Consider the following 12,843-nt stretch of genomic DNA (forward strand, 5'->3'; position numbering starts at 1 on the left):
GTATGAAAAAGCCAGAACTTTTAGCACCTGCGGGTGACCTTGTACGAATGAAGTATGCATTTGCCTATGGTGCAGATGCGGTTTATGCTGGGCAGCCGGCGTTCTCGCTGCGTGCTCGCGAAAACGGTTTCAAAAATCTCGATGACCTTGCCGAAGGCATTGCCTATGCGCATGAACATGGCAAGAAGTTCTACCTCACGAGTAACGTGATTCCGCGAAACGTGAAGGTGGAATCGTTCCAGAGAGCTTTGAATGCTGCTTTGGAACTTAAACCGGATGCCTTGATTGTGGCTGACCCTGGCTTTGTGGGCTGGCTTTTGAAAGAACATCCTGAAACCGAAGTTCACTTGTCTGTGCAGGCGAATACGACAAACTATCTTGCAGCTTCGTTCTGGAAAAACTTAGGCGTTCGCCGTATCATCTTGAGCCGTGAACTTCGCCTGTCTGAAATTTTGGAGATAAAGAAACAAGTTCCAGACCTTGAACTTGAAGTGTTCGTTCATGGTGCCGTTTGTATGGCTATGTCTGGCCGTTGCATGCTTTCGAACTGGGTAACGCATCGCGATGCCAACCAGGGCGCTTGCGATAACAGTTGCCGCATGCCTTATCGCTTGTATGCGAACTCCGGTCCTCAGGTCGAGGACTATCGCGAACATGAGGGTTCGTTTGCACTCCAGCGTACCGATCGCCCGGAACTTGACCCGATTGCGCTCGACGAAGATACGTGGGGCACCTACTTTATGAGTAGCCGCGACCTTTGCGCTCTGGATGTGATTCCGGAACTCGTGGCGGGTGGGCTTGATTCGTTCAAGATTGAAGGCCGTACGCGTTCTGTGTATTACTTGAGCCAGGTCGTGCGCGCTTATCGCATGGCTATTGATGCCGTAGCAGAAGGGAAGCCTGTGCCCGAAGAAAGCCGTCGTGCGATTAGCTTTGTCGATGGGCGAGGCTTTATGCCTGGATTCTTGCGTGGACCGTTGCCGCAGAACTACGAAGCGACGCATGTGGATGCTGCTGGTGGCTGCGTTGCTGCCCAGATTAAGGACTATGATGAGGCTACGGGCGCTTGCCTTGTGAACGTGAAAAATCCTTTCTCCATGGACGATACGTTGGAACTTATGACTCCTGATGGCATGCAGAAGTGCGAAGTCGAGGAAATGCTGGATTTCCGCGGCGCTGCCGCAGATCGGTTAAATCCGGGAACGGAAGGACGCGTTTTCCTAGGAAAAAACACCTTAAATAGCGAAAAAAACTCCAAATTTGGCTTTCTTGTGAAACGTGCAAATTCATAATATACCATAAAAAAATAGATTTGGAACATGGCAGTCGATAAAGCGACAAAAGAACAGGATGAACTTGAACTTTATCAGATTGATGATAAAGCGATTGTGCCTTTCTTCCAGAAACATCTGGAAGAGTTACGGCAGTTCATTCACGATCATCAATGCAATGATCATCTTTGCTTGTTGGTGTTGTTGAAGCAGTTTATTCGAACCTACCGCATGCCGTTCAATATGCAGCGCTATATGGAAGTTCAGAGAACTTTCATCCAGCGTTCTTTGCATGACAAAATCCAGGACCGCCAGCAGGCCGTGAGCCACTGGATTCAGGAATTTGCCGGTCGCCATCGCAATCGCATGATTCAGTTGCAGTGCCTTTACCTGGATAGGGTTAAGGATCGCCTGCTCCCTGAAATCGAAAAATTGCTTGAAAACCGCATCGACCATCTGCAAGAAAAGCTCGGTGAAAATAAGACCGAGCCTCAGTCCACTCCAAGCAACGAGTCGCAAAACGTCTAGAATTAATTAGGTCATTAGTAAAAAAACTACTGACTAATGACTATTGACTAATAACCAAAATTCAATAACTAATTACTGCATGTAACTTGTTGATTTTCACCAAGTTACATTTTTTTATAATGTTGAAAATTGGCGTTTTTGAGCAAATTTCGCCAATTGTATAAGAATTTGTATGTTTTAAGTAAGGAAAATCTTGTCAAGGGATGTTGAAAAAAATACCTGTTGATAAGTTGTGCTGATAGTAAGTGATAATTTTGTCACTCATACGTTCGTAAGGGTGGTGTAAATTGGAAAAAGGGTGATAAAAAATGTTTCTAAAAATTTTTTGCCTTTTTTGAACCAAAAACACGCTTTTCAAATTTTTTTCGTTCGGGGTGCTTTTCCTTTAAAATTCCTTTCTTATTTTTTGCTTGCTCTTTTATACTTTGGATTGGTTTTTTAGATCGTGGATAATACTGTTTCTTTGTTGGATATTGCAGAGTCGCCCTGGCAACAGGTGCTCGACCGCGTGCGTTCGGAATGCAAGGACTTTTTTGGTGCCGTAATTCTCGACGCTCTTGGTTATGAGGGAATGTGCAATGGTTATGCCTTGCTCACTGTTCCTGACGAGCTTCGCGAGAACTGGGTGAATTCCCACTATGGCGATTTGTTGCGCAAGTCCTTTACAGCTGTATTTGGTAGTGAATTTGTTGATTATCGCATTCGTCAGATTGCTCCTTCGGATCCGATTCCCGAAATCAAGCTCACGATGCCCGTTATTCCGCGTCCAGAGAAAAAGAAGGCTGAAGTTAAGCGCCCGAAGCAGCCTTTGGCGCTTTATGCCCGTTATACTTTTGAAAATTTTGTCGAAGGACAGTGCAATTCTACGGCTTTCCGCGCTTGCCAGGCGGTTGCCGAAAATCCGGGTGACCCGGCTTTGAATCCGCTTTTTGTCTATGGCGAAAGCGGTCTTGGCAAAACGCATTTGTTGCAGTCCATTGCTGCTAAAATCCAGAAGAACCGACCCGAAGCATCTATTGTCTATTGCCACGCTTATGATTTTTTGCGTGATGCAACAGCTATGGCATCTGCACTCCATAACAAGACGGGCAATGTGCGCGAACTTACACAGAAGTTCCGCGAACGCTATGAACTTTGCGATGTGCTTTTGCTCGATGATGTTCAGCTTTTGGAAAAGGGCCTCTGGACGCAGGACCGCCTTGCGGTCTTGATTAAGCATTTGCGAGCCGAAGGTAAGCAGGTCGTGATTTCTTGCGATCGTCATCCGAGCTTGTTTAAAGTTGTTGATACGGATAACGAATCCCGCGGTTCTTCGAGGTCTTCGATTCCGAGCATTTCCAAGAAGCTCCTTGCTCCGCTTGCCTCCTGTGTGGCTGTGGGCATTGACGAACCGGACCTTGCAACCCGCATGAACTTGATTAGCAAGAAGTCCGAGGACTTGCCGTTTGCAAAGGCTGACCGCGAAGAAATTTGCCGTTACCTCTCGATGCCGCCGCGCAAGAACGTGCGCCTGATTGAAGGTCTCTTGAACTTCCTCGGTGCGATGAACATGTTCTGCAAGGCCGATTTGAATTTGAATGGCGTGAAGCGCCTCGTGGCTCCGTCGGAACATAGCGGCCATGTGGAACTCACTGCCAAGAACATTATTGAAGCGGTAGCTATGGATTACCGTGTCGAGGTCTGTGAACTCTCGTCCAAGCGCCAGTCTGCCGCGATTTCTATGCCCCGCAAGGTGGCGATGTTCCTTTGCCGCGAACTTACGACCGATTCGCTCCAGAATATCGGTGCGATGTTCTGCAGGGACTATGCCACTGTAATCGCCGCCATTAATTCCCTGAAAAAGCAGATGGAAACGGATGCGTCCCTCGCAAGGCGCGTTCAAGATATCCGTTATATGCTGGAAGCCTAGCATGATTGCTCTTTTAACGGGTGGCGCCGGCGTCGTAGGGAAGGCGTTGTGCCGGGAACTAATAGCACGGGGAGTGTGTGTCCGCGTCTTGACGCTTCCGGGCGATTCTTTGGCGAAGTCCTTACCGAGCGAGGTGGACGTCCGTTACGGCGATGTGACCGATTTTAATTCTATTCGAGGGGCGTTTGAAAACGTCGATGTCGTCTATCACTTGGCGGCAATTCTTTTATCTACAAAACGCGGTGCTTTTGAACACGTAAATACGGATGGCACGCGGAATGTGCTCGAAGCTAGCAAGCTTGCAGGCGTCCGCCGTTTCCTCTATGTTTCAAGTATTTCGGTGACATACCCGATACTCACGCCGTATGGCGAAAGCAAAAAGAAGGGCGAGGCTTTGGTGCAGGCTTCTGGACTCGACTGGACGATTGTGCGTCCGACGCTTGTGATTGGCGATGGGGGCGGTGTGGAGTTCAACATGTTCCGCGATTACGTAAAGCGTTTCCCAGTCTATTTTATGCCGGGTGGCGGCAAGTGCTTAAAACGCCCGGTCCGCAGCGTGGACTTGGTCAAGGGAATTGCCGTGGCGGGACTTATGAAAAGTGCGGTGGGGAAGACCTACGCCCTTGCTGGTTCAACGGTAATGACGATGGCGGAAATGGCTAAGCATGTGCTGACCGACGCCGGGATGCACCACCTGATGGTTCCGCTCCCGTGGTGGATATCGAAGCACCTTGCGGTGTTGAAAAACTGGATTGGTGGCAAGCGCGTGTCTGCCGAGCAGGCTTTGGCGGGATTTCTGTACGATGCAGCCCCGTCCATTGATGAGGCTGAACGAGATCTCGACTACCATCCGGGCTGCCCTTTCTAGTAATTCGGGCTTTTCCATATAATACGTTTTCTTCTAAAACAGGGCGCTTTGGGGCGTTTTCTGCCCTTTTTCTGTATAAATTGTAAACATTTATTGGTCTAAATTGGACTAAATAATTTATATTACATAACATGAATAAGAAAAAATTACTTGCCCTTTTGGTTTCTTCTGCATTCCTTTTTGCGGCTTGCGGTGAAGATGAAGCCCCTTTGTCTCCGGTAAATGACAAGGATGAAATTTCCTCTTCTTCTGAAGAGGATGATTGCGATTCTGATGAATGCGATGAAAAGTCTTCTTCGTCGAAATCCGATGATAAGAAATCTTCTGATTCTAAGGATGATGATAAGTCCTCCTCTTCTAAGAAGGGTAATGACAAGTCCTCTGATTCCAAGGACGAAAAGAGCTCTTCAAGTACGGCAAAAGATGAAAAGTCTTCTTCTTCTCAAAAGAACGACAAGAATTCATCATCAAGCAAGGGCAAGGATGCAAAAAGCTCTTCGAGTAGTGTAGTTCCGGAGTCTTCGTCTTCTTCTGTTGATGTTCCGGAAGGCGCTCGTACAGCAAAGCTTGAAGACCTCGAAAAGAACTATGAATTCAAGATTTTTGATCAGACGGTTTACCTTTCTACCGGTAGCAAAAAAGGCGTTGTGGCACTCCGCATTCCTGATGAATTGTGGGTAGTAACTTATACGGATTTTGCAAATGGCGTGGTGACGTTTACCGATGAAAATACCGGTATGCAGTATGCCGATACGGACGGTGCTAAAAAGATCAAGGAAGAAGTTGAAAAGGGACTAAAGCTTTCATTCATTGTTGATAAGGATGAAAAGGTCAAGTATGCACTCAATGATTCTGAAGAATATAGCGAAGCTGTAAAGGCTAGTGTCGCGGTTCAGAAGGGTAAAGTCTCCAAGGCTGCCGACATTCAGAACAAAATTTACGAATGCACTGATGGCGATACGACGAGAACATTTACGTTCTTCGACAATTCGTATATTGTTGACGTTTCTGCAGGTGAAAAACTCGCTTACTGGGTTGGTGGTCACTATGATATCCAGCGCAGTACGTTGTTGATGCGTCCTGCTTACTTTAGCAAAACAGCTCATACCATGTATGCTTATTCTGTTGGAACGGATAACACTATTGCTCTCTCGGATGGTAAGGCAATGAACTGCAAGGTTGAAGCTACCGAATATGAATACGAAAAGGCTAGCGATTTTGTCGGTGAATGGCAGGCGACAAAAGATGGAATCGAATGGGAATTCTCGCTAAAAGAGGATGGTACATTTGAAATTGCCGCTTTTGAAGGCAACAAAAATGTAGAACTCAAGTCTGGTTTCTGGGACATTTATGGTTACCAAATGATACTGCGTAACAGAAGCTGCTTGAATCTGGATAGGTGTACAAATATTCATGGACAGCTCCAGACGGGACCGATCGATAAAGCAACCAACAAGATTAGCGGATTCTCGTTCATCCATAATGGCACGGATACGCCTAAGATTCCGACCTCTTTCGATGCTCCGCAGTACGAATAGGTTTTAGGACGCGTCTTTCAAAAAATGCATCGCTCATGGGCGGTGCATTTTTTTATTTTCTTTGTCAAAGGAATTAAATCATGAAACTCTATATAGCGCAGATGAAGATTTTGCCGGGCAATGTGCAGGCAAATATGCAAACAATGAAATCCGCACTGGACCGTGCTCGTGCAGCAGATGCCGATTGCATTGTCTTCCCGCGTTATGCTTTGACTGGACCGACGAATAGGGCTCTCCCTGTGGATTGGGCTGAAATCCGCAAGTATGCAGGAACGATGCCGTTCTTTTTAAGTGGGGACGCTCTTGATGATTCTCCGCTTCATGGTATTGCCCATGTGACTCATGGTAGAGACTTTTATACGGTCGGTCGCCGTGAAGAAGAAAATAGGGAATTTTCTCATTTGGCAAAAGACAGTGCAATGCCGATCGTTTGTGTGAACGGCGTTGGAACTGACAATACCGGTAAGAACATTTACGCTCTTGCTGGCGGTAGCCGCGTGTTTGACTGCGATGGCAAAATCGTTTTTGAAATGCCACTCTTTAGCGAAGCGGATGCTGTTGTCGAATTTAACGATGGACTGGTGCAAGCTGATGTAGAATCGGCGAAACCTTATCCGAGTGAAATTGCAGAGATTCACGATGCGCTTGTGTTCATGATTCGCGAAAACTTGAAGATGTTCCATATCTCGCGTATGGTCATTGGCGCAAGTGGCGGTATCGATAGCGCGGTTTCGGCAGCTCTTTATGCTGAAGCGATTGGACCTGAGCATGTTTACCTCGTGAACATGCCCACACGCTTCAATTCCGATACGACAAAGAATGCCGCTCGTGACTTGGCAGAAAATCTCGGAACGCCGTACATGGTTGCTCCGATTTCGGACATTATCGAATCTGTTTGCCATACGCTGGAACGTTGCTCTTTTGTGCGTAACGATACTGTGATGAAAGTCGCTGGAATCAACCACGAGAACTTGCAGGCGAGGACGCGTTCCGCATCGATTCTTTCAACGGTTGCATCTGTGGTCGGCGCAGGCGTGACTTGCAATGGCAACAAGAGTGAAGCGATGGTCGGCTACTGCACGCTGTATGGCGATACTTGCGGTGTAATGTGCGCTCTTGGTGACTTGTGGAAAACTCAGGTCTATGCTTTGGCTCGCTACATCAACCGTGACAAGGAAATTATCCCGACGGCGTCAATTGATATTCCGGCGAGCGCAGAACTTTCCGAAGCGATGAACGTCGATGAAGGCAAGGGTGACCCGATTCTTTACCCGTACCACGACAAGCTCTTTGCGATGTGGGTGGAAAAGGGTGTGAGCCTTGAATTTACCGAAAAGCTTGCGATGGAAGGAATGATTTGCGAATCGCTCGGTGTGGATGCCGCTTACTTCAAGGCTCATTTGCCGACGGTCGAAGCGGTTATTGAAGACATGCGTCTTTGGTATCGCAGGTTTAAGGGACTTGCTTTGGCAAAGCGCATCCAGTTCCCGCCGATCCTCTCCGTGAGCGGTCATGCTTTCGGTGGCGAATACCGCGAAAGCCAGGTGAGTGCTTAGCCTCTTTTTTCTACATTTGGGCATCAAGATTCAACCGCGGGTTCGCTCGCGATTCTAAAGGATATTTATGAAAATTGCAGAAAAAACAGTCGTCCAGATGCACTACACCCTGAAGTCCGATGAAGGTGCGGTTATCGATTCCTCTGAAGGTCGCGAACCGCTCCAGTACATCCAGGGCATGCGCATGATCGTCCCGGGTCTCGAAAAGGCTATGGTCGGTCACGATGTGGGCGACAAGTTTGACGTTGTCGTCATTCCGGCAGAAGGCTACGGCGAATACGACGAACGCATGACTCAGGAAGTTCCGCTGAACGTGTTCCAGGGAGTCGACAAGGTCGAAGCAGGCATGGCTTTCTATGCCCAGACTCCGGGTGGTCCGATGCCGATCCGTATCAAGTCCGTTGGCGAAAAGACGGCTATCATCGATGCCAACCACGAACTTGCTGGCAAGAACCTCAACTTTGCCATTGAAGTTGTCTCCGTGCGTGAAGCTACCGAAGAAGACCTCAAGCCGTTTGACCACCACTGCTGCTGCGGTGGCCACGATGGCGATCACGAATGCGAATGCGGTGGTCATGGCAATAAGGAAAACTGCGATGGCAATGGTGGCTGCGGCTGCGAACACCACGCTGAACATCACGGCAAGTAAGGCTTATTGCTGAGATTTCGAAAATCTCGCGAAATATGAAAAAAAGACTAGACCAGGACGTACGTTCTGGTCTTTTTTTATTTAATTTAAGCTGAGGAGTCGTGGAATCTTCACAAGAGGTTGGATATGCGTTTTGCAAAAATTTTGTCAGTGGCTACTTTGCCCATGTTTCTGTTTGCTTGCAGCGATGATGCTGCATCGGTAAGACCGTCTTCACATAGTGAGACTCCGCAGGATACCTCTAAAACAGAACCCCCTCCTAATATTCTCGATGATGATTTGAAACCGATTGAAAGGGATTATTCCCTGATTTGGCCACAAGGTGATGGATCTGCTGAAAACCCGTATCAGATTTCGAATGAACAGGAACTGAAAGCGCTTGCTTTTTATGTGAACGATTCCTCAATGACTTTCAAGGATAAGTATTTCAAGCAAACGGCTGATATTGCTCTTACGGAAGCGTGGGAGCCGATCGGTCTTTTTGGAAAGAATGCTTATGGTTTAGGCAACCGCCCCTTTAGCGGAACCTTTGATGGCGATTCCAAGACCATCTCGGGGATGACGATTAACGATACGGCTAGTTATAAGGGCTTGTTTGGTCTTGCGCGCGGTGCCGTGGTTAAGAATGTTGTTCTGAAGAGTGCTAAAATGGTGGTGGGTACTTATGCAGGTGCCCTTGCTGGCAAGATGGATTCTTCTGTTGTCGATAATTGCGTTCTCGAAGATATCAATGTTAGCGGTATGGACCGCGTTGGCGGTTTGATTGGCGAAGCCTCTCATGTTTCGGTGGCTAACGTCGTGGTCTCGGGTGTCGTGAAAGGTGAAAATTCCGTTGGTGGTGTCGTCGGTCGTTTGCAAGATGGTGCTTTTGACCATTTGACGAATAAGGCTGAAGTCTCTGGTAAGTCCACGGTCGGTGGTGTTGCTGGCGCTTTTGCAACGACTGTCAATAGCGATGGTTCTGTGACGGAAGGTGAAGGCTTTGTCCGTGATTTGTTTAACTATGGCAAGGTTTCGGGAACAAAGGATGTCGGCGGTGTTATGGCAACGCTTTCAGCTACAAAGCTGGATCATGCTGGCAACTATGGTGCTGTGAATGCTGATGAAAGTGCCATGAGCAATGTCGGTGGTGTCATTGCTGTAGCATCGAGCAAGTCTGCCTTAAACGAAGTCTTTAATGCTGGTGCTGTTACCGTGAAGAAAGTTTTGTCTGCAGGCGGTGTCTTTGGTAGCGTGAAAGGCGCTACGGTCACGAATGTTTTCAACATCGCTGAAGTCTCAGGTACCGCCACGAATATGGGTGGAATTATGGGTATTGTCGATGGCGAATCTAATGTCGATATTGGTTACAATGCCGGTAAGGTCCCTGATAACAACGTCTCTGGCACTGTTGCCGGAAAGGTCTCTTCGACGGTGACCGTGTCTAATGTCTATTATGACAAGACTGTGGGTGGTACGTGCCTTGTGGTGGCAAACCAGATGAACATGGAACTCCCGACAGGTCTTTCTACCGAAGAAGTAAAGGCTGCAACGTTTATTGCAACTCTTAATGGAACTGGTCGCGTCTGGAAAGCGGGTTCGGCTACGTTTGGTGGCTATCCGGCTTTTACTTGGGCTGAGTAATTTCTACATTTAGAACATGGCTAAAAAGAAAAAATTTTGGAAGTCGCCTTCTGCTGAGGCGGCTTTTCGTGGTAAAGAAGACCGTCTTCGCAAGACTCTTTGCGAAATTGTGAACGGACAAAGCCGTTTGTTGCACCGCCCGGACGAACTGTACGAGGCGATTGCGAACGGTCTTGATGATATTGAAAAAATCAAGGATGTGAAGCTCCAGCTTGAACTTTTGGCTTGGACGCTTCGCTGCGATTTCTTGGCTTTCAAGGCAGACGATGAAGAAATGGATACGTGGAACGACTTGTTCTACGATGCCGGAACGTTCTTTATCGAAGTCGCCAAGACTTATGACGACAAGGATTACATTGCGGACCTGATTCACGATTTGGCGGTGCGTCACGTGGGTGGGGAAGGTCGCGAAGTCGTGTTCCTCTCGATTGAAGATGTAATGTCGGTGGAACGTGCAAAGGCTTTGATTGAAGAGCTCCTGAGCGTGATTGATGCGACGGAACTTGAAAATCGCGAAGACGTTCTCGATGCGATTTGCGACATGGCGGATGCCATCAAGGATACCGAAAACTTTGCGAAGGCTTCGCTTTACAAGGATCCGGACAAGAGCAATGCAACGCTCATCGACATTGCAAACTCTTACTTTGTCGCAGGCAACATTTCCATGGCAAAGCAGTGGCTTGGCGATGTGAAAGATCCGGGTGCCGAAGACGAAGAAGCGTTCCTCGATTTGCAGGCCGCCATTGCTGACCGCGAAGGCCGCAAGACGGATTGCCTCAAGTACGCCACGCGTTTGTACGAATGCTACCCGAAGGTCATGAATCTTTCAAGACTCTGCATGCTTAAGGACGACGCTGGCGTCGACAAGCTTTTGTTCGATCACATCAAGTACCGCGATAGCGGCAAGTGCGATACGAGCTTGATGATGCTCCTTGCAAATCTCAAAAAGTTCGAATTGCTCGAAAGCTACGTTAATCATTACGAACGCGATTTGCCGGGCCTCGATGCATCCGAGCTGAATGCGATTTCGGATGAGGTGGAACGCGCTGGAGCAACTGAACTTGCTAAGCACATCCGCGAATGGACTGTTGAGGAACCCGAAGACGCCGAACCCCTCGACGATCGCGAGTAACGACTACTTGTCGCTTTTCGCGTATTAAGCTGTCATGCCGGATCTGTTCTGACATAGCTCATTATGCTGTCATGCCGGATTTATTCCGGCATCGCCATTTTATAAATTTCTATTTTTACCCACATGAAAGTCCTTTTATACGATACAACGCTCCGTGACGGTAACCAAGACCGTAAAATAAGTCTCTCCTTAGCTGATAAAGTCCAGATCGCTCGAATTTTGGACCACTTTGGATTTGACTATATTGAAGGCGGTTGGCCGAACCCCAGCAATCCGACCGATGAGGAATTTTTCAAGCTCATCAAGGACGTAAAGCTCAAGCATGCAAAGATTGCCGCATTTGGCTCTACGCGCCGTCCGGGGATTTTGCCCGAGAACGACCCGCTTTTGCAGGCGCTCATCAAGTCCGAAGCTCCGGTCAAGACGATTTTCGGCAAGAGCTGGGATTTGCATGTGACGGACGTTATCCGCACGACTCTCGAAGAAAACCTCGACATGATCGAGTCTTCGGTCGCATACCTCAAGGAACATTCCGAAGAGGTGATTTACGATGCGGAACATTTCTTTGATGGCTATAAGGCTAATCCGGAATACGCGCTCGAAACGCTCAAGGCGGCTGAACTTGGCCATGCCGATTGCATTGTGCTTTGCGATACGAACGGCGGAACGATGCCGTGGGAAATCGAAGAAATCGTAAAGAAGGTTCAGGAAAAGATTTCTACTCCGCTTGGCATCCACGTGCATAACGACAGTGGACTTGCCGTGGCAAACTCGATTTACGCTGTGAAAGCGGGCTGCGTGATGGTGCAGGGCGTGGTGAATGGCTACGGCGAACGCTGTGGTAACGCAAACCTCACGACAATTGCTGCCGATTTGAAGTTCAAGATGGACTGCGATTTTACGGCTGCAAAGAAGCTCTCGCACTTGCGTCAGCTGAGCAGCAATATCGACCAAATTGTGAACTTGCCGAGCGACGTGCATGCCCCGTACGTGGGCGATGCCGCATTTGCTCATAAGGGTGGTGCGCACATCGATGGCGTCATGAAGGTCAGCCGCAGTTTTGAACATATCGACCCGCATACGGTGGGTAACGACCGCGTGTTCGTGACAAGCGACCAGGCCGGTGGTTCTCTCGTTGTCGAAAAGCTCAAGGCGATTAAGCCGGGCATCGACAAGAAGGATCCGGTGGTGGCAAGCCTCCTCAAGGAAATCAAGGAACGCGAAAACGCTGGCTGGCATTTTGACAGTGCAGAAGCGAGTTTTAAGTTGCTCGTGTACCGCCACTTGGGAATGGTCAAGGAACCGTTCAAAGTGCTCAACTACCGCGTGATTGAAGACAAGACGCCGCAGGGTGTTTCTGTGTCGCAGGCGACGGTCAAACTCCAGGTGGGCGACAAGATTAGTCATCAGGTGAGCGAAGGTGATGGCCCGGTGAACGCTCTCGATGCCGCTCTTCGTAAGGCTCTATTGCCGTTCTTCCCGTGCATGGAAAGTGTGCGCTTGGACGACTTCAAGGTGCGCGTGCTCGGTTCCAATGTGGCATCCGATGCTACGGTTCGCGTGTGGACGACGTTTGGCGATGAACACGGCTACTGGAACATGGTCGGCGTTTCGAGCAACATCATTGAAGCCTGCTGGACGGCTTTTGTCGATGGTCTTACGTACAAGATTTTGCTTGAAGACAACGTTATCCCGAATGCCTACAAGCATCTCGATGTGGCGTCTGTATAAATTCACCGAACTGCGACAATTTGCCGAACCGCGCCGGT

General features: G+C 48.5%; 10 protein-coding genes. All 10 read left to right on the forward strand.

Annotated features, from left to right (window positions below):
• Nucleotides 1-2 precede the first annotated feature (2 nt).
• The 10 genes from BUC30_RS06685 (at nucleotide 3) to cimA (ending at nucleotide 12,805) form a co-directional block, all read left to right on the forward strand.
• Complete coding sequence (locus tag BUC30_RS06685; RefSeq protein WP_073424125.1) at nucleotides 3-1,292, forward strand: U32 family peptidase C-terminal domain-containing protein; 1,290 nt, start codon at nucleotides 3-5, stop codon at nucleotides 1,290-1,292.
• A gap of 27 nt (nucleotides 1,293-1,319) precedes the next feature.
• Nucleotides 1,320-1,799 (forward strand): hypothetical protein, encoded by a 480-nt coding sequence (locus tag BUC30_RS06690; protein ID WP_073424126.1) that lies wholly within the window; start codon nucleotides 1,320-1,322, stop codon nucleotides 1,797-1,799.
• A 445-nt stretch (nucleotides 1,800-2,244) separates the two neighbouring features.
• Nucleotides 2,245-3,708, forward strand: coding sequence for a DnaA ATPase domain-containing protein (locus BUC30_RS06695; RefSeq protein WP_073424127.1), 1,464 nt, complete (start codon nucleotides 2,245-2,247; stop codon nucleotides 3,706-3,708).
• 1 nt (nucleotide 3,709) lies between these two features.
• Nucleotides 3,710-4,576, forward strand: a complete 867-nt coding sequence (locus BUC30_RS06700) for an NAD(P)H-binding protein (protein WP_073424128.1) — start codon at nucleotides 3,710-3,712, stop codon at nucleotides 4,574-4,576.
• Nucleotides 4,577-4,707: 131 nt separating this feature from the next.
• On the forward strand, nucleotides 4,708-6,114 hold the full coding sequence (locus BUC30_RS06705) for a hypothetical protein (RefSeq protein WP_073424129.1): 1,407 nt from the start codon (nucleotides 4,708-4,710) through the stop codon (nucleotides 6,112-6,114).
• Between the two features lie 80 nt (nucleotides 6,115-6,194).
• Nucleotides 6,195-7,670: an NAD(+) synthase gene (gene nadE, locus BUC30_RS06710; protein WP_073424130.1), complete on the forward strand. Its 1,476-nt coding sequence runs from the start codon at nucleotides 6,195-6,197 to the stop codon at nucleotides 7,668-7,670.
• Between the two features lie 67 nt (nucleotides 7,671-7,737).
• Entirely contained in the window at nucleotides 7,738-8,319 is a 582-nt protein-coding gene (locus tag BUC30_RS06715; RefSeq protein WP_073424131.1) for an FKBP-type peptidyl-prolyl cis-trans isomerase, read from the forward strand.
• Nucleotides 8,320-8,445: 126 nt separating this feature from the next.
• Nucleotides 8,446-9,942, forward strand: coding sequence for a M26 family metallopeptidase (locus tag BUC30_RS06720; RefSeq protein ID WP_073424132.1), 1,497 nt, complete (start codon nucleotides 8,446-8,448; stop codon nucleotides 9,940-9,942).
• A 16-nt stretch (nucleotides 9,943-9,958) separates the two neighbouring features.
• Nucleotides 9,959-11,074 carry a hypothetical protein gene (locus BUC30_RS06725; protein WP_073424133.1) on the forward strand — a complete coding sequence of 372 codons (1,116 nt, stop codon included), beginning with the start codon at nucleotides 9,959-9,961 and terminating at the stop codon, nucleotides 11,072-11,074.
• A gap of 123 nt (nucleotides 11,075-11,197) precedes the next feature.
• Nucleotides 11,198-12,805 (forward strand): citramalate synthase, encoded by a 1,608-nt coding sequence (cimA, locus tag BUC30_RS06730; RefSeq protein WP_073424134.1) that lies wholly within the window; start codon nucleotides 11,198-11,200, stop codon nucleotides 12,803-12,805.
• Nucleotides 12,806-12,843 lie beyond the last annotated feature (38 nt).

Origin of the sequence: Fibrobacter sp. UWB7, from assembly GCF_900142945.1 — a bacterium.
Lineage (GTDB): Bacteria > Fibrobacterota > Fibrobacteria > Fibrobacterales > Fibrobacteraceae > Fibrobacter.

Bases quoted from the DNA above. Each gene is read 5' to 3' on its own strand.
- BUC30_RS06685 (WP_073424125.1), top strand. From the start codon at position 3: ATGAAAAAGCCAGAACTTTTAGCACCTGCGGGTGACCTTGTACGAATG.
- BUC30_RS06690 (WP_073424126.1), top strand. From the start codon at position 1,320: ATGGCAGTCGATAAAGCGACAAAAGAACAGGATGAACTTGAACTTTAT.
- BUC30_RS06700 (WP_073424128.1), top strand. From the start codon at position 3,710: ATGATTGCTCTTTTAACGGGTGGCGCCGGCGTCGTAGGGAAGGCGTTG.
- BUC30_RS06705 (WP_073424129.1), top strand. From the start codon at position 4,708: ATGAATAAGAAAAAATTACTTGCCCTTTTGGTTTCTTCTGCATTCCTT.
- nadE (WP_073424130.1), top strand. From the start codon at position 6,195: ATGAAACTCTATATAGCGCAGATGAAGATTTTGCCGGGCAATGTGCAG.
- BUC30_RS06715 (WP_073424131.1), top strand. From the start codon at position 7,738: ATGAAAATTGCAGAAAAAACAGTCGTCCAGATGCACTACACCCTGAAG.
- BUC30_RS06720 (WP_073424132.1), top strand. From the start codon at position 8,446: ATGCGTTTTGCAAAAATTTTGTCAGTGGCTACTTTGCCCATGTTTCTG.
- BUC30_RS06725 (WP_073424133.1), top strand. From the start codon at position 9,959: ATGGCTAAAAAGAAAAAATTTTGGAAGTCGCCTTCTGCTGAGGCGGCT.
- cimA (WP_073424134.1), top strand. From the start codon at position 11,198: ATGAAAGTCCTTTTATACGATACAACGCTCCGTGACGGTAACCAAGAC.